This is a genomic window from Enterobacter cloacae complex sp. 2022EL-00788 (assembly GCF_026627565.1).
GTDB lineage: Bacteria > Pseudomonadota > Gammaproteobacteria > Enterobacterales > Enterobacteriaceae > Enterobacter > Enterobacter pasteurii.
Genome location: NZ_JAPNMC010000003.1, coordinates 49456 through 65289 on the forward strand (window position 1 = coordinate 49456; position 15834 = coordinate 65289).

13 protein-coding genes are annotated in these 15834 nt (G+C 56.5%); 5 read left to right on the plus strand and 8 right to left on the minus strand.

Going from position 1 to position 15834, the window contains the following annotated elements:
- Positions 1 to 19 precede the first annotated feature (19 nt).
- Complete coding sequence (locus tag OWK27_RS05070; RefSeq protein WP_267589955.1) at positions 20 to 940, minus strand: LysR family transcriptional regulator; 921 nt, start codon at positions 938 to 940, stop codon at positions 20 to 22.
- A gap of 122 nt (positions 941 to 1062) precedes the next feature.
- On the opposite strand from OWK27_RS05070, the gene OWK27_RS05075 reads away from it, so the two are divergent.
- Both OWK27_RS05075 and OWK27_RS05080 read left to right on the plus strand, forming a co-directional pair.
- Positions 1063 to 2841, plus strand: a complete 1779-nt coding sequence (locus tag OWK27_RS05075) for an adenine deaminase (protein ID WP_267589956.1) — start codon at positions 1063 to 1065, stop codon at positions 2839 to 2841.
- Between the two features lie 20 nt (positions 2842 to 2861).
- Positions 2862 to 4205, plus strand: a complete 1344-nt coding sequence (locus tag OWK27_RS05080) for an NCS2 family permease (protein WP_267589957.1) — start codon at positions 2862 to 2864, stop codon at positions 4203 to 4205.
- Here OWK27_RS05080 and etk read toward each other — a convergent pair.
- Genes etk through OWK27_RS05095 form a run of 3 tightly spaced genes read right to left on the minus strand, consistent with a single transcriptional unit; the run spans position 4202 to position 7988 of the window.
- A complete protein-coding gene (gene etk / locus OWK27_RS05085) occupies positions 4202 to 6400 on the minus strand; it encodes a tyrosine-protein kinase (RefSeq protein WP_267589958.1) in 2199 nt (732 codons plus the stop codon). The two genes, OWK27_RS05080 and etk, sit on opposite strands and share 4 nt — an antisense overlap.
- A complete protein-coding gene (locus tag OWK27_RS05090) occupies positions 6400 to 6849 on the minus strand; it encodes a protein-tyrosine-phosphatase (protein ID WP_013097923.1) in 450 nt (149 codons plus the stop codon). Before OWK27_RS05090 ends, etk begins: the two co-directional genes overlap by 1 nt.
- Entirely contained in the window at positions 6849 to 7988 is a 1140-nt protein-coding gene (locus OWK27_RS05095) for a polysaccharide export protein (protein WP_193355594.1), read from the minus strand. Before OWK27_RS05095 ends, OWK27_RS05090 begins: the two co-directional genes overlap by 1 nt.
- 480 nt (positions 7989 to 8468) lie before the next feature.
- Between OWK27_RS05095 and OWK27_RS05100 the strand changes: the two genes are divergently transcribed.
- Together OWK27_RS05100 and OWK27_RS05105 are read left to right on the plus strand one after the other, a co-directional pair.
- Positions 8469 to 8801 carry an RcnB family protein gene (locus tag OWK27_RS05100; RefSeq protein WP_148418277.1) on the plus strand — a complete coding sequence of 111 codons (333 nt, stop codon included), beginning with the start codon at positions 8469 to 8471 and terminating at the stop codon, positions 8799 to 8801.
- Positions 8752 to 9231: a GNAT family N-acetyltransferase gene (locus OWK27_RS05105; RefSeq protein ID WP_267589959.1), complete on the plus strand. Its 480-nt coding sequence runs from the start codon at positions 8752 to 8754 to the stop codon at positions 9229 to 9231. The genes OWK27_RS05100 and OWK27_RS05105 overlap by 50 nt, the downstream gene beginning before the upstream one ends.
- An 88-nt stretch (positions 9232 to 9319) precedes the next feature.
- On the opposite strand, the gene apbC is transcribed toward OWK27_RS05105, so the two are convergent.
- Complete coding sequence (apbC, locus tag OWK27_RS05110; RefSeq protein ID WP_148418279.1) at positions 9320 to 10429, minus strand: iron-sulfur cluster carrier protein ApbC; 1110 nt, start codon at positions 10427 to 10429, stop codon at positions 9320 to 9322.
- A gap of 137 nt (positions 10430 to 10566) precedes the next feature.
- On the opposite strand from apbC, the gene metG reads away from it, so the two are divergent.
- A complete protein-coding gene (gene metG, locus OWK27_RS05115) occupies positions 10567 to 12600 on the plus strand; it encodes a methionine--tRNA ligase (RefSeq protein ID WP_176609903.1) in 2034 nt (677 codons plus the stop codon).
- Between the two features lie 106 nt (positions 12601 to 12706).
- Here the strand turns inward: metG and OWK27_RS05120 are convergent, their stop codons facing one another.
- From OWK27_RS05120 to OWK27_RS05130, 3 genes are read right to left on the minus strand one after another with little or no spacing between them, the layout of a single operon-like run.
- Entirely contained in the window at positions 12707 to 13177 is a 471-nt protein-coding gene (locus OWK27_RS05120) for a DUF1456 family protein (protein ID WP_148422763.1), read from the minus strand.
- Positions 13178 to 13223: 46 nt separating this feature from the next.
- On the minus strand, positions 13224 to 13943 hold the full coding sequence (gene btsR / locus OWK27_RS05125; RefSeq protein WP_176609902.1) for a two-component system response regulator BtsR: 720 nt from the start codon (positions 13941 to 13943) through the stop codon (positions 13224 to 13226).
- Positions 13937 to 15622: a sensor histidine kinase gene (locus OWK27_RS05130; protein ID WP_252004416.1), complete on the minus strand. Its 1686-nt coding sequence runs from the start codon at positions 15620 to 15622 to the stop codon at positions 13937 to 13939. Before OWK27_RS05130 ends, btsR begins: the two co-directional genes overlap by 7 nt.
- Positions 15623 to 15834: the final 212 nt, after the last annotated feature.

Sequence of the window (15834 nt, forward strand, 5' to 3'; positions counted from 1 at the left end):
GCTGTAAAGAAGTGTCGCCTTACCTGGTGCGTAAGGTATCAACCATCAGGGTAAAGCAGGATTCAATGAGCGGAGGCAGCGCCTGCGAGGCACGCATCAGCGCCACCGTGCGCGCCAGGGCCGGTTGCTGTAGGTGAACCACCTTAAGCTGCGGGTCCTGCAGGTGGGTGGTGTAAAGCTGAGGCAATATCCCCACGGCAAGCTTCGAGCGCACCAGCCCGTATAATGTCTCGATATAGTCCACCTGATAACGGGTCTGCAGGGACAGACGGTGGCTTTCGGCAAGCGCATTGACCAGCCGCTGAATATTGCCTTTTGAGAAGACGGCAATATCCCGGCCCACCAGCTGTTTCCAGGGAACATGTGCCGACGCGGCGAGCGGATCGTCGCAATGCAGCACGGCCACAAACGGATCCTCCTGCAGCGGGAACACGTCCAGCTGTTCGGATACCGAGTTGTCCAGCGCCCCGATGCCAAAATCAATCTGCCCTTTCAGCAGTTGCGCCACCAGCGCATCGTTGGTCTGGTCGTGAAACTCCACCCGCAGGCGCGGAAAAGCCTGCGCCAGCGTCTGCGGCAGCAGCGGAAACAGTAGCGAACTGACTGAAGGCACCAGACCGATCCGCACCGTACCGTCGCCGCCGGCCTGCACAATCTGCTGCATATCATCAAACGCCAGCTGCGCCACGCTGAGCACCCGCTGGGCGTGTGGCAGAATGGCGTGACCCAGCTCGGTCAGCGTGACCGCCGACGCGGTACGGTTGACCAGTTTACCGCCGAGCACGGTTTCGATTTGCCGCAGGGCGCTGCTGAGCGCCGGCTGGCTGATGGCCAGTTTACTGGCGGTATCCGTAAAATGACGCAGCTGCGCCAGAGTGACAAAATACTGTAGCTGCCGAAGGGAGAGCGCAGGCAAGCGCTGCCAGGGTTCCGTCATCATTATCCATTACACGCGTCACAGAATAACCCGGGGTTATCGGGCGATAAATTTTATCAGCTGGGCAAACGTTTGCCGGGTGCATAGAGTAACGTCAATATTTCAATGCTGGAACTGTTAATTGCATGACTGCCGAAACCCGACGCCGCGCCGTGAAGGCTGCACGAGGCGAAACGCCGTTTGACCTGTTGCTTACGCATACCCGAGTTGTTGATATGGCAACCGGTGAGATCCGCGACGCGGATGTGGGCATCGTCGGCTCGCTTATCGCCAGCGTCCATCCACGCGGCAGCCGCAACGATGCGCTTGAGACGCATGACCTGGACAACCAGTTTCTCTCTCCGGGGCTAATGGACACGCATGTTCATCTTGAAAGCTCGCACCTGCTGCCCGCCCGCTACGCAGAGATTGTACTGGCGCAGGGCACCACCGCGGTGTTCTGGGATCCGCACGAACTGGCGAACGTGCTGGGGATTGAGGGCGTCCGCTTTGCCATTGAGGCGAGCCGCAACCTGCCGCTGCAGGTAATGGTCGCGGCGCCATCGAGCGTTCCTTCCACACCGGGGCTGGAGATGTCCGGCGCAGACTTTGCGGGCGAAGAGATGAATACCCTGCTTGGCTGGCCCGAAGTGCGCGGCGTGGCGGAAGTGATGGACATGCACGGGGTGCTGAATGGCAGTCAGCGTATGCTGGAGATCCTGCAGGCCGGGCTGGAAAGTGGGAAGCTGATTGAAGGTCACGCGCGTGGTCTGAGCGGCGCGGATTTACAGGCGTACCTGGCGGCGGGCGTCACCTCCGATCATGAACTCACCTCTGCCGACGATGCGCTGGAAAAATTACGCGCCGGGCTGACGCTGGAGATCCGCGGCTCGCATCCTTATCTGCTGCCTGATATCGTCAGCGCGCTGAAAACGCTGCCGCATCTGTCGTCACAAATCACGGTCTGCACTGATGATGTCCCACCGGACATCCTGATGGAAAAAGGCGGCATCATCGCCCTGCTCAACCTGCTGATTGAACATGGCCTTCCGGCGACGGACGCGCTGCGGTTTGCCACCCTGAATGCTTCCCTGCGCCTGCAGCGTAACGATCTCGGGCTGATTGCCGCGGGTCGTCGTGCGGATCTGGTGGTGTTCGATTCACTGGATAAACTGACGGCTCGCCGGGTGTACGTCGCCGGAAAATGCATTGCCCGTGACGGAGCGATGATCGAGCCGATTGTTGATACGCCCCTGACGCTGCCCCGGGATACCGTGCGCCTGTCGTCGCTGACCGCCAGTGATTTTTACATGCGCATCGATAACGCAAACCACGGTGTGGCGCGCCTGCGTCATATCAGCGGCGCACGTTTTACCCGCTGGGGAGAAACCGACGCCCGGGTGCGTGACGGACGCGTTGAGATACCGGCTGGTTTTAGCCTGATTTGGGTTCAGCACCGCCACGCACGCCATGCGGCAAAACCGCAAATCGCCCTGCTGGAAGGCTGGGGAGAGCTGCGGGGGGCCATTGCCACCAGCTACTCCCACGATTCACACAACCTGGTGGTACTGGGACGCAATCCTGATGACATGGCACTGGCCGCCAACACGCTGATCCAAAGCGGTGGTGGGATGGCGCTGGTGCAGAACGGGGATGTGATCGCCCATGTGGCTATGCCCATTGCGGGGATGTTGTCAGAACTCGCCCCTGCGGAACTGGCGCGCCAGTTTCGTGAACTGCGTGAACGCAGCAGCCAGATTGCCGACTGGGAGCCGCCATACAGAGTATTTAAAGCGATTGAAGGGACGTGCCTTGCCTGCAACGCCGGGCCGCATTTAACCGATCTTGGACTGACCGATGGCAGCACGCGCCAGATTGTCGATCCGCTGATTTCTTACCGGGAAACCCCGGACACCACACAATAATACCGAAGGAGAGCCGGATAATGGCCGACAATACCGTTAATTCGCCAGCACCAGGGAACTGGCTTGAACGTCGTTTTGCACTGCATACGCGCGGCAGTACCGTGCGCACAGAGTGCCTGGCCGGTCTCACCGGTTTTCTCGCCGCCGCCTATTTGCTGGTGGTCATCCCGGGGCTTCTCGCCGTAGGCGGGATGGACAAAGGCGCGGCGACCACCGGCACCATTTTGGTGTTTGTGGCCGGTACGCTGCTGATGGCGTTTTACGCCAACCTGCCGTTCATTGTCGGGCCCGGCATTGGTGGCTCGGTGCTGGTCGGGGTAACGCTGGCGGGCAGTGAAGGCATCGGCTGGCAAATTGGTCTGGGCATTGCCTGCTGGTCGGGTATTTTGTTCTTCCTGCTCACCCGTTTTGGCCTGCGAGAGGTTGTGACCCGCTCCGTACCGCAGTCCATCAAACTGGGACTGACGGCTTCTATCGGTCTTTTTGTCGCCGTACTGGGCTTTCGCAATGCCGGCCTGGTGCAGGCTAACGCAAAAACGAACGCGCTGATGCTGGGTGATTTTCTCTCCCCAGGCGCGCTGGTGGCGCTCAGCGGCCTGTTCCTCGCCATTGCCCTGCAGGCGCGTCGCATTCCGGGCGCCATTTTGTGGGCCATTTTATTTGCTACCCTCGTAGGCATTCCGATGGGGGTGACCCGCCTTCCTGCCAGCTTTATTGACATGCCTCACTCACTGACGCCGGTACTGGGCCATATCGACATGCTGGGCGCGCTGAATATTGCCTTCCTGCCGTTCCTGTTTGTCTTTTTCGCATCGGAGTTTTTCTCCACCATGGGCACCACGCTGGCGGTGGGAGGTGAAGCCGGGTTGCTGGATGAAGAGGGCAATATGGCAAACATCAATCGCCCGTTTATGGTGGACTCGATTGCCGCCGCGATTGGCCCCTGGGTGGGTATTCCTGCCGCCACGGCGCTGATTGAATCCTCAGCGGCCGCAGAAGCGGGGGGTAAAACCGGCATGACGGCGCTGGCCGCTGCGATCATGTTCCTACTGATGCTGCTGTTTACGCCCGTTGCGCTCATGATCCCCAAAGAAGCCACGGCGCCTGCCCTAATCCTGATAGGCCTGAATATGTTCAGCGGCCTGCGTAAGGTGGATCTGGCAAACTTCACCGACGGGCTGCCGGTGCTGATGATGGTGATGATTACGCTGATTGCCAACAGCTTTGGGACAGGGATTGCGGGAGGGCTGCTGTTTTACATCGTCATCAAAGCGATTGCAGGAAAATGGCGAGAAATCCCCGTTGGTCTGTGGATCCTCGCCATTCCGCTGGTGTATTACTTTGCCACGCTGGTGAAGCACTAATCCTTGCGCGGTTGCCGTGTCGGGCTATGTCCATACTCGTAATGGCCATAGCCTGCACGGTAATACAGCGCTGCCGATTTCACTACATCGTTCAGCACGGTGCCGTTGATATGCGCCCCCGTTTGCTGCAAACGCTTAATGCTGTTCTCCATCTCTTTCAGGCTGGTTTTACCATAGCGGGCCACCAGCAGCGAGGTGGCGGCCACCGGGGCAGCCACTGAGGCGTCGGTTACGGCCAGCACCGGTGGGGTATCGAGGATCACAAGGTCATAATGCTCATCTGCCCAGATCATTAACGCCCTGAAGCGTTCGCTCATCAGCAGTTCAGAGGGGCGTAACGGAACCGGCCCGCAGGTCAGGACATCAATGTTGCCTTTCTCATAGCGCTGAATCACCGCCTGGAAATGACATTTTCCGTCAAGCACGTCGGAAAGCCCGGTATGATTTTTCAGGTCAAAGATGTTGTGTACATATCCCTCGCGCATATCCGCATCAATAAATAACACCCTGAGCCCGGCCTGCGCTTCAATCACGGCCAGCGAAGTGCTGACAAGGGTTTTACCGCAGTCCTGCGTTGGGCCAGAAATCATCACGATCCGGTTAGCGGCATCCTGCAAAGTGAAATGCAGGCTGGTGCGCAGCCCCCGCACGGCCTCGACAAAAACATCCGCAGGCCGATCAACCGGCAGGAAAGGAACATCGACAATCTTGTGTCTCCAGCGTGAGCCAAATACGCGTTTTTTACGCAGGTTGGTTTTTTTCCACAGCCACAGGGAACGGGGCAAGGTAGCCATCACCTGTACGCCAAGACCTTCCAGCTGCTCGGAGGTATTGATGCCGCGTCTGAGTGCCATGCGGACCAGAACCAGCCCCATTGAGCATATCAGCCCCAACAGGATGCCTAAGACGATAATCACCAGCTTTCGCGGTTTGATGGGATCGGGTTGCGTCACCGCGCTGTCGATAATTCGCACGTTACCAATGGCGCTGGAGCGCGAAATGTTCAGCTCCTGCTGACGGGTGAGTAGCTGCAAATAGATGGTGCGGCCTGACTCCACATCCCGACTGAGGCGCAAAATATCCTGCTGGGTCGATGGCATGGCGGTGACACGCTGATTAAGGCGGACCTTCTCCTGCTCAAGCGTCTGACGCTTTTCACGCAAGGCGCGGTAGTTCGGGTGCTCTTTCTTGAAAAGCTGAGAAATCTCCGCCTCACGAAACGTCAGCTCGTTGAGCTGGTTTTCGATATTCACAATCTGCTCAAGAACCGATTTCGCTTCCAGGGAGAGATCCACCGAGTCACGCTGTTTGCGATACTGATTAAGCCGCTCTTCAGCCAGATCCAGTTCGCTTCTGATTTTAGGCAATTGCTGCTGCAAAAATGCAAGACTGCGTGCATCCTGTGCTTCCTGGCGCGCAATGTTTTGCTGCAGATAGTTGTTGGCAATCCGGTCAAGCACATGCGCAATGCGCTCAGGATCGTTTCCGGTCAGCGTGAGCATCAGTACCCCACTCTGCTTTGCCGATTCAACGACGCTAAATTGGGTGCTGAGCGTATTAATAGCTTCCAGACGGGTGCTGTTTTGCACCGTGAATTGCGTGCCCGTTGGCGCATTCATTTTCACCACTAGCAGCGAAACGCCGGCTTTTTCCAGCGGTTTCCCTTCCCTGCCCTCGGCATAAAAGTTATCGCCCTCCAGCCGGTATGCCCCTTTTTCCAGCACAGTGAGCACAAGGGTGCGAGGTTTTCCTTCGACAGGGGGAAGTTGCAGCCAGTCAAGGGCAACCGTCGCTGGTTTACGGCCCTGCAACCGTGCCCACAGACGACCCACTACCGGGAACGTACGCTGCGTCACGTGCTGTGTTAGGCCTAATTCATCGACGGTTGCGCCCAGAATCATGCGTGATTTAAGCAGAAGAATTTCAGGTTCGACATCGGGAGACATCTCACTCCCAAACTGCCTTAAATTTTTGAGCAGGCTGTTATCCTGCTTTCCTTCTACCTGGATTAAAGCATCTGCGCGATAAACGGGCGTGGCCAGAAAGGCATACAGCCCCGCCAACAGGGTGAACAGGAAAGTTATCGATAAAATGACTGCACGGTGATCGATCACCTCGCCGAGCAGGCTAATGAGATCGATTTCATGATTCTCCGGTGCTGCCGCACCGTAACTGTCTGTTGTGTAAGACGACATTAACGCTTCATTCCTTGTTGACTCAAACGATGAGCCCATTCCTGACTGGCTTTGCCCAGCAGACCGAAAACATAATCGAATGCTTCACGACTTTTACAATAGGGATCGGGGATGTCCTGCGGCCCCAACCATTGCCCAAAAAGCAGCGATTTGCCGCGAATTTCCGGGGCCATGTCAGAGATAAAGCGAAGATGAGCAGGTTCCATCACCAGAATCAGATCCGATTCCCGCATGATCTGCGGGGTCAGTTTGCGCGCGCGATGTCCCTCAAGTGAGATCCCATGTCGCCTTGCCACGTCCTGAGCGCTGACATCCGCCGGACTGCCCTCCAGCCCATAGATACCTGCCGAGGTTATCCGTTTTCCCGGTAGCAACTGACGCAACAGCCGCTCGCCAATCGGCGAGCGACAAATATTGCCGGTGCAGACCACTAAGATGGAATCAAACATTATTGCGGCCACGATCTGATGTAACGCACCGTCTCGGTAATGTCATGCACGCCGCTGATGGTTGGCACAAGCTGCGTAATCACGCGATTCCAGCGTGACAGCGGCGCGGTGGTCACATAGACAATGTCGTAGGGCTCAAGCTGAAATTCGGTGCCTAACACCATGGCTGAAGCGTCTTTGGCATCCAGCTGATAGACCGTGGCGAGTTTGTCGGCGCGATCCTTTTTCGGCACCGAACGTATGACGAAAATGCCGGTGGCATCCGCCATATTCTGGTTCAGGCCGCCCGCGTTACCCAGCGCTTCGGCGAGGGTCATGCCGCTGCGATCCATTTTCAGCGTGCTTTGTTTAATAACCTCACCCATGACGAACACCTTCAGCGCGTCGTTACGGGGAACAAACAGAATATCGCCCGGATAGAGCAGCTTATTTTGGGTGAGATCGCCACACTGCATCAGCGCATACAGAGAGAGGCGCGTATCCTTGCCGTTATGGGTGAGCACCACGTTACGCCAGTCCGCGTCAGCAGAGAGACCCCCGGCAGCATTGACAGCATCCATGACCGTCAGCGGAATATTCGTGATAGCCTGCTGGCCCGACTTCATCACTTCACCCGTGACGTAGGCTTTTTGCGAGCGGAAGGAGGCGATGCTGACGTCCACCTGCGGGCTTTGAATGACGTTGTCCAGCCGGGCGGTGATCTCTTCACGTACCTGAGAGACCGTTTTGCCTGCCACATGCAGTTTGCCAACGTACGGATAGAAAAGCGTGCCGTCAGCGTTAACCCAGTTACCGGTGTCGCTTGCGCTACGATACTGGCCCGCCGGGGTAGTCAGCTCAGGGTGATCCCAGACGGTAACGGTTAAAATATCGCCGGTTCCGATACGGTATTCCCAGTTTTTGACTTCGTTATCCAGATTAGGATTTGCCTGAGATTTTGAGACCGGAGGCCGCAGTTTTTCAATTAGCGAAGGCGTGAGGGGATAAACGTCCACTCGTTTCTCACGCTGATAGTTTGCATCTTCTGTGGCAATGACCTGCTTTCCCCCAGGGTCGAGATGCTGACCGGGAGAAAATACGCAGCCCGCGAGCGGGATAATAGTGAAAAGCAGTATCGAAAATGCCGTTGTATTTTTCATTTATTAAAATTGTTTTATAGTAGTGATTATCATAAGTCTGGTAAAAACCTAAAACTTCCTTTAAGAACAAGCTCCTGTTAGTCAACGCATTAACGAAGCAGCCAGTATCAATTAAAAAGCTGGCCGCTAGCGCTGCATTAAGCCTTTGTCAGTCGGATAATTAATGAATCTTGATCGCGGAGGTTTAGTTTCGGACAATCTTAAATGTTCTATTCGTTGAATGCATGCCTGTATCCTTGTAAATTGGCTCTGAAAATGTCTTTTCAGAATTAATTAATAAAACAATAATTATTATATCTATTAAGTCTGGCATTAATTCATAGCCGAAATACTTTATGGCCGTTTTGACTACACAAATCCCTTCACTTTTGTTACATTTTTTTCAAACTCATCCTGATGATGATACTTAAAATGAACTGCCTGCCCTCCGTTTCCGGATCTGCACGCAAAAGTATCAGTAACGATATGACTGGAGAAAAAATGGCTAAGCGTAAATTGCTGCTTCTGGGCGTTTTACTGTCACTGGCGGGAGCCGCGAACTCTGCGCCGCAAGCGTCGACGTCCCCTTCGGGCATCAAAGCTTACGAAGAACAAGAGTTCATTGCCGATTTTACAAAGTTCAAAATTGGCGACACGGCGCCTGCGCAGTATCAGACGCCCGAGTACACCATCAAACAGTATCAGCTGCGCAACCTTCCTGCGCCGGATGCCGGCACGCACTGGACCTACATGGGCGAGAATTACGTTCTGATCGGTGATGCCGATGGCAAAATCTACAAAGCCTATAACGGAGATATCTTCTATCACCGCTGATACGATGCTGATCCGGCCCTGGCAGGAGGACGACAGGCCGTTCCTGCGCACGCTCTACCTGCATGCGCGACGCGAGGCCTGGCCGTGGCTGGACAGCGTGGAATGGCAGCTTGAGGACTTCGACGCCGCAACGCGCGACGAGCAGATCTGGGTTGCGATTCACGACGGCCACCGCGTGGGTTTTGCCTCCGTCCATGAAAACGATAACTTTCTGCACAACCTGTTTGTCGATCCGCAGCATCAGGGCATGGGGGTTGGACGCCTGTTGCTTGAACAGGTACAGAAGTCGTTTACCAGCACCGGCGCCCTGAAGTGCTTGGTGAAGAATGAACGGGCGGTTGCCTTTTACCAGCGCCACGGCTGGCACATTGAAGCATCAGGGGATTCACCGGAAGGCGAGTATTACCTGATGCACTATCGGCTGGGCTAGCGTCGGGTGGGGGTTACGCTTAACTGACGTAAAAACTCAACAGGCCGGGTAAGGCGAAGCCGCCCCCCGGCACTAACGCGCAGAAACGCTACACCGCGCGGAACGCGATTTCACCTGGAATTACCTCGCCCTGCCAGTACAGCTGCGCCGCAACGCGCCCTGCCAGCTGACGATAGATCTCCGCAAATTCGCTGTCCGGACGGCTGACGACCGTCGGTTTCCCGCTATCGAGATCTTCACGCAGCGTGATGTGCAGCGGCATCTGCCCAAGCAGCTGAGTGTGATACTGCGCCGCCAGCTTCTCCGCACCACCGGTACCAAAGATTGGCTCATGGTGACCGCAGTTGCTGCAAATGTGCATGCTCATATTCTCGACGATGCCCAGTACCGGCACCTCCACCTTCTCGAACATCACGATGCCTTTTTTGGCGTCGATCAGCGCGATATCCTGCGGGGTGGTTACCACAACGGCCCCGGTTACCGGAATGTTCTGCGCCAGCGTCAGCTGAATATCACCGGTACCCGGCGGCATATCCAGCACCAGATAATCCAGATCCGGCCACATGGTCTCCTGCAACATTTGCAGCAGCGCTTTGCTGGCCATCGGGCCACGCCAGACCATTGCGTTATCGTCCGTCACCAGGTAACCAATTGAGTTGGTCGCCAGGCCGTGCGCCATGATCGGCGCCATGTGGGTCCCGTCCGGGGAAGTCGGACGCTGGTTTTCCGCGCCGAGCATGTTCGGAATGGAGGGGCCGTAGATATCCGCATCCAGAATGCCGACTTTCGCCCCTTCAGCCGCCAGCGCGAGGGCCAGGTTAACGGCGGTAGACGATTTACCCACCCCGCCCTTGCCGGAGCTGACGGCGATGATGTTCTTCACGCCGTTAACGCCCGGCTGATTTTTCACGCGCTTGAGCGTGGCGATGCTGTGGCTCAGCTTCCAGTCAATCGCTTTTGCCCCGGTAATACGCAGCAGCTCGGAGCTGGTCTGCTCTTTCAGCGCGTCAAAGGCGCTGGTCCAGACGAACGGCATTTGCAGTTCAATGTGCAGCGTATCGTCCAGCCACGCGACATGGTGCAGCGCTTTTAGCGTGGTGAGATTGTGCTTCAGGGTTGGGTGCTGAAAATTAGCCAGCGTTCCGGCGACCATTGCTCGTAAGGCTTCCGGTGATTTGGCCTGGGACTGAGAACTCATCCCGACTCCTTTGTTCTTGTGAATAAGACCTTAGACAAACAAGTTTACCTGAAAGGGCGCGGTTTGTGCTTACTTAATAATGCCCCTTTTGGTAATATCGAAAACCCTTTTCACAGTTAAAAGAAGTAATGCCCACTATGACTCAAGTCGCGAAAAAAATTCTGGTAACGTGCGCCCTGCCGTACGCCAACGGCTCAATCCACCTCGGCCACATGCTGGAGCATATCCAGGCTGATGTCTGGGTCCGTTACCAGCGAATGCGCGGCCACGAGGTTAACTTCATCTGCGCGGACGATGCCCACGGTACGCCGATCATGCTGAAAGCACAGCAGCTGGGTATCTCCCCGGAGCAGATGATTGCCGAAATGAGTCAGGAGCATCAGACCGATTTTGCTGGCTTTGACATCAGCTACGACAACTATCACTCCACGCACAGCGACGAAAACCGCGAGCTGTCGGAGCTGATCTACACCCGTCTGAAAGAGAACGGTTTTATTAAAAACCGCACCATTTCTCAGCTGTACGATCCGGAGAAAGGCATGTTCCTGCCGGACCGTTTCGTGAAAGGCACCTGTCCGAAATGTAAATCTCCGGACCAGTACGGCGATAACTGCGAAGTCTGCGGCGCAACCTACAGCCCGACCGAGCTTATCGAGCCGAAATCCGTCGTCTCTGGCGCGACGCCTGTGATGCGTGATTCCGAACACTTCTTCTTCGACCTGCCGTCGTTCAGCGAAATGCTGCAGGCGTGGACGCGCAGCGGCGCCCTGCAGGAGCAGGTGGCGAACAAAATGCAGGAGTGGTTCGAATCCGGTCTGCAGCAGTGGGATATCTCCCGCGATGCGCCCTACTTCGGCTTCGAAATCCCGAACGCGCCGGGCAAATATTTCTACGTCTGGCTGGATGCGCCAATTGGCTACATGGGCTCCTTCAAGAACCTGTGCGACAAGCGCGGCGACAGCGTCAGCTTCGACGAATACTGGAAGAAAGATTCCACCGCCGAGCTGTATCACTTCATCGGTAAAGACATCGTTTACTTCCACAGCCTGTTCTGGCCGGCCATGCTGGAAGGCAGCAACTTCCGCAAGCCAACCAACCTGTTCGTGCACGGCTACGTGACGGTGAACGGCGCGAAGATGTCCAAATCTCGCGGGACGTTCATCAAGGCCAGCACCTGGCTGAACCACTTCGACGCGGACAGCCTGCGCTACTACTACACGGCGAAGCTCTCATCCCGCATCGACGACATCGACCTGAACCTCGAAGATTTCGTGCAGCGCGTGAACGCGGATATCGTCAACAAGGTGGTGAACCTGGCTTCCCGTAACGCGGGCTTTATCGCCAAGCGTTTTGACGGCGTGATGGCGGCTGAACTGGCTGACCCTGCGCTGTACAAAACCTTCACCGACGCCGCCGGGACTATTGGCGAAGCCTGGGAAGCGCGCGAGTTCGGTAAGGCGGTGCGTGAAATTATGGCCCTGGCCGACCTGGCTAACCGCTATGTCGACGAGCAGGCGCCGTGGGTAGTGGCAAAACAGGAAGGCCGCGATGCCGATTTGCAGGCGATCTGCTCCATGGGCATTAACCTGTTCCGCGTGCTGATGACGTACCTGAAGCCGGTGCTGCCGCAGCTTGCAGCCCGCGCGGAAGCGTTCCTGAACACCGAACTCACCTGGGATGCAATGGCGCAGCCGCTGCTTGGCCACAAGGTGAACACCTTCAAGGCACTGTATAACCGCATCGAAATGAAGCAGGTTGAAGCGCTGGTGGAAGCCTCTAAAGAAGAGGTGAAAGCGGCTGCCGCCCCGGTGACCGGCCCGCTGGCTGACGATCCGATTCAGGAAACCATCACCTTTGACGATTTCGCGAAGGTCGATCTGCGCGTGGCGCTGATTGAAAACGCGGAGTTCGTGGAGGGGTCTGACAAGCTGCTGCGCCTGACGCTGGATCTGGGCGGCGAGAAGCGTAACGTCTTCTCCGGCATCCGCTCAGCCTATCCCGATCCGCAGGTGCTGATTGGCCGCCAGACCGTGATGGTGGCAAACCTGGCGCCGCGCAAAATGCGCTTCGGCATCTCTGAGGGGATGGTGATGGCCGCAGGCCCTGGCGGGAAAGATATTTTCCTGTTAAGCCCTGACGAAGGCGCGAAGCCGGGTCAGCAGGTGAAATAACAAAAAAGCCGGAGATAATCTCCGGCTTTTTTTATGGCATTTTATTTTCTCCCTCTCCCCGTGGGAGAGGGTCGGGGTGAGGGCATCAGGCCGCACCCTACCGCCTTTATGCCTTCGGGTGATGCACCCGGTGGGTCAGCCCGCGCAGGAAGTTACGCAGAAACTGGTCGCCGCACTCGCGGTAATTTTTGTGGTCCGGCGCGCGCATCATGGCGGTGACTTCCGGCACGGATACGCGGTATTTTTGCTCCGTCATGATCGCCACAATATCGTCCGTTTTCAGGGAGAACGCGATGCGCAGCTTTTTCAGCACCGTGTTGTTGTTCACCCGACGCTCCAGCGCCAGCTCGGGCGCAGACTCGTCTTTGCCGCGCCTGTCGTAAATCAGCCCGTTCAGAAAGCCCGACAGGATAATGTCCGGGCAGCGAACGAAACCCTCTTCGTCTTCTTTGGTCATCCAGGTGTCAAACCCGGCGGACGTGGACTCCATGTCGGAAAGCGCAAGAATGCGCACCATATCATTGTTGTTCGCTTTCAGGGTGTAGCGCAGGCTACGAAGAATATCGTTACTTAGCATAGAGCCTTCAAATGTCGATGATGCAATGGCGCGCAGTGTACCAGTTTTACAGGCCAATCGCCTCTTTCAAACTTTTCAGGTAGCGACGGCTGACGGGCACCGTTTGTCCGGCGCGCAGCACCAGCTCGGCCTGGCCGTTATCCTCCAGGCGGATCTCCTTCAGGTGCGCCATGTTCACCAGATACTGGCGATGGCAGCGGATCAGCGGCGTGCGGCTCTCCAGCGTGCGCAGCGTCAGCTCGGTAAATCCCTCGTTACCTTCGGCGCTGGTGACGTACACGCCGCTCAGTCGGCTGCTGACAAAGGCAACGTCGTCCATTTGCAGGAGATAAATTCGGCTGTGCCCGGTACACGGGATGAACTTCAGCGGCTGCTGATGTTCCGGCAGCAGCGACACATCCTGCACGCTCCGCTCCTGGCGCAAACGGGACAGGGTCTTATCAAGCCGCTTCTCTTCGATGGGCTTCAGCAGATAGTCAAAGGCGTGCTCTTCAAACGCCTTTACGGCGTATTCGTCAAACGCCGTCAGAAAGACGATATAGGGACGATGCTCCGGATCGAGCATCCCGACCATCTCCAGCCCGCTGATGCGCGGCATCTGAATATCGAGGAACAGCACGTCCGGGCGCAGCTTGTGCACCGCGCCAATGCCCTCAATCGCGTTCGCGCACTCGCCCACCACCTCTATGTCGCTCTGCTCCTGCAACAGGACCCGCAGGTTTTCCCGTGCTAACGGCTCATCGTCAACAATCAGCACTCTTAACATGCGTTCTCCTCCAGCGGCAATCGTAAGGTAATTCGGGTATAGCGGTCTGGCTCACAGGCGACGGTGATACCGCAGTCGTCACCAAAGTGCGCGCGCAGGCGTTTATCCACCAGGCTCATGCCTAAACCGCCTGACGCGGAGGCCTCGTACAGCCCGGCGTTGTCTTCAATATCCAGCACCAGATGATGGTTAAAACGGGAAGCGCAAATCGTAATCTCTCCGGTGCCCAGCAGCTGCGAGGTGCCGTGCTTAATGGCGTTTTCCACGATCGGTTGCAGGGTAAACGCGGGCAGATGCTGATACGCCAGCTCGTCCGGGACGGATAACGACACCTGTAAACGAGACTGGAAGCGCGCTTTTTCGATTTGCAGATAGGCGTTTACGTGCTCAACCTCGTCCGCGAGGGTGACAATCTCCGAGGGCCGCTTCAGGTTTTTGCGGAAAAATGTCGACAGAAACTGCACCAGCTGCGCGGCCTGATCGCTGTCGCGGCGGATCACCGCCTTCAGCGTATTGAGCGCGTTAAACAGGAAATGCGGGTTCACCTGGGCGTGCAGGAGCTTAATTTCGGATTGCGTCAGCAACGCTTTTTGCCGCTCATACTGCCCCGCAAGGATCTGCGCCGAAAGCAGCTGGGCTATACCCTCTCCCAGGGTGCGGTTGATGGAGCTGAACAGGCGGTTTTTGGCTTCGTAAAGCTTAATGGTGCCCATCACGCGCTGGTTTTCGCCCCGCAGGGGAATAACCAGCGTCGAACCGAGCTTGCACTGCGGATGCAGGGAGCAGCGGTAAGGTACTTCGTTACCGTCGGCATAGACCACTTCGCCCGTTTCAATCGCGCGCAGGGTGTAGGCCGAGGAGATCGGTTTGCCCGGCAGATGGTGATCGTCCCCGGTACCGGTAAACGCCAGCAGCTTCTCGCGATCGGTAATCGCCACGGCCCCGATATCCAGCTCTTTATAAAGCACCTGCGCCACCTTCATGCTGTTTTCTTCGTTGAATCCCTGACGCAGGATCCCTTCGGTGGAGGCCGCCACCTTCAGGGCGGTGGCGGAAAATGCCGAGGTGTATTTTTCGAACATGGCGCGTTTGTCGAGCAGAATGCGCATAAACAGCGCCGCCCCCACGGTGTTGGTCACCATCATCGGCGCGGCGATATTGCTCACCAGGTGCAGGGCGTCTTCAAACGGACGCGCGATAAGCAAAATGATCGCCATTTGCGCCATTTCGGCCACAAAGGTAATGGCACCGGCGGTCAACGGGCTAAAGACTTTATCCGGGCGGCCACGTTTGATCATGTAGCTGTGAACCAGACCGCCAAGTAATCCTTCGACGATGGTCGAAATCATGCAGCTCAGCGCCGTCATGCCCCCCATTGAATAGCGATGCAGGCCGCCGGTTAATCCTACCAGACCGCCCACAACCGGGCCGCCCAGCAGCCCGCCCATAACCGCGCCGATGGCGCGCGTATTGGCAATAGAATCTTCAATATGGAGGCCAAAATAGGTGCCCATAATGCAGAAAATGGAGAACGTGACGTAGCAGAGCAGCTTGTGCGGTAAACGTACGGTGACCTGCATCAGCGGAATAAACAGGCGCGTTTTGCTCATCAGCCACGCGATAACAAGAAACACGCACATCTGCTGAAGCAACAGCAGCACCAGATTAAACTCGTACATACCCACAACCGCACAGTCTAAAAACGCGTAACATACACTGATGGCGGTAAACTTTCTTTGAAACGTGCCATAAAAGCGATAAATCGTGTCCGCTATCACACCTTTTGCCGTACCCGATCCGTGCCTCGCATAATTTGTACAAAAAAGAATCAATTCTTCCTGGTTCCGCAATGTAGGTCTACAGTTAAGCTGGGGACGCGTGAGCCTGGGGG

Coding starts and splice junctions, on each gene's coding strand:
- OWK27_RS05090 (WP_013097923.1), bottom strand. CDS start 6,849: ATGTTTGATTCCATCTTAGTGGTCTGCACCGGCAATATTTGTCGCTCG.
- apbC (WP_148418279.1), bottom strand. CDS start 10,429: ATGAGTTCTCAGTCCCAGGCCAAATCACCGGAAGCCTTACGAGCAATG.
- OWK27_RS05120 (WP_148422763.1), bottom strand. CDS start 13,177: ATGCTAAGTAACGATATTCTTCGTAGCCTGCGCTACACCCTGAAAGCG.
- metG (WP_176609903.1), top strand. CDS start 10,567: ATGACTCAAGTCGCGAAAAAAATTCTGGTAACGTGCGCCCTGCCGTAC.
- OWK27_RS05075 (WP_267589956.1), top strand. CDS start 1,063: ATGACTGCCGAAACCCGACGCCGCGCCGTGAAGGCTGCACGAGGCGAA.
- OWK27_RS05105 (WP_267589959.1), top strand. CDS start 8,752: ATGGCAAAATCTACAAAGCCTATAACGGAGATATCTTCTATCACCGCT.
- OWK27_RS05100 (WP_148418277.1), top strand. CDS start 8,469: ATGGCTAAGCGTAAATTGCTGCTTCTGGGCGTTTTACTGTCACTGGCG.
- etk (WP_267589958.1), bottom strand. CDS start 6,400: ATGTCGTCTTACACAACAGACAGTTACGGTGCGGCAGCACCGGAGAAT.
- OWK27_RS05070 (WP_267589955.1), bottom strand. CDS start 940: ATGATGACGGAACCCTGGCAGCGCTTGCCTGCGCTCTCCCTTCGGCAG.
- btsR (WP_176609902.1), bottom strand. CDS start 13,943: ATGTTAAGAGTGCTGATTGTTGACGATGAGCCGTTAGCACGGGAAAAC.
- OWK27_RS05130 (WP_252004416.1), bottom strand. CDS start 15,622: ATGTACGAGTTTAATCTGGTGCTGCTGTTGCTTCAGCAGATGTGCGTG.
- OWK27_RS05080 (WP_267589957.1), top strand. CDS start 2,862: ATGGCCGACAATACCGTTAATTCGCCAGCACCAGGGAACTGGCTTGAA.
- OWK27_RS05095 (WP_193355594.1), bottom strand. CDS start 7,988: ATGAAAAATACAACGGCATTTTCGATACTGCTTTTCACTATTATCCCG.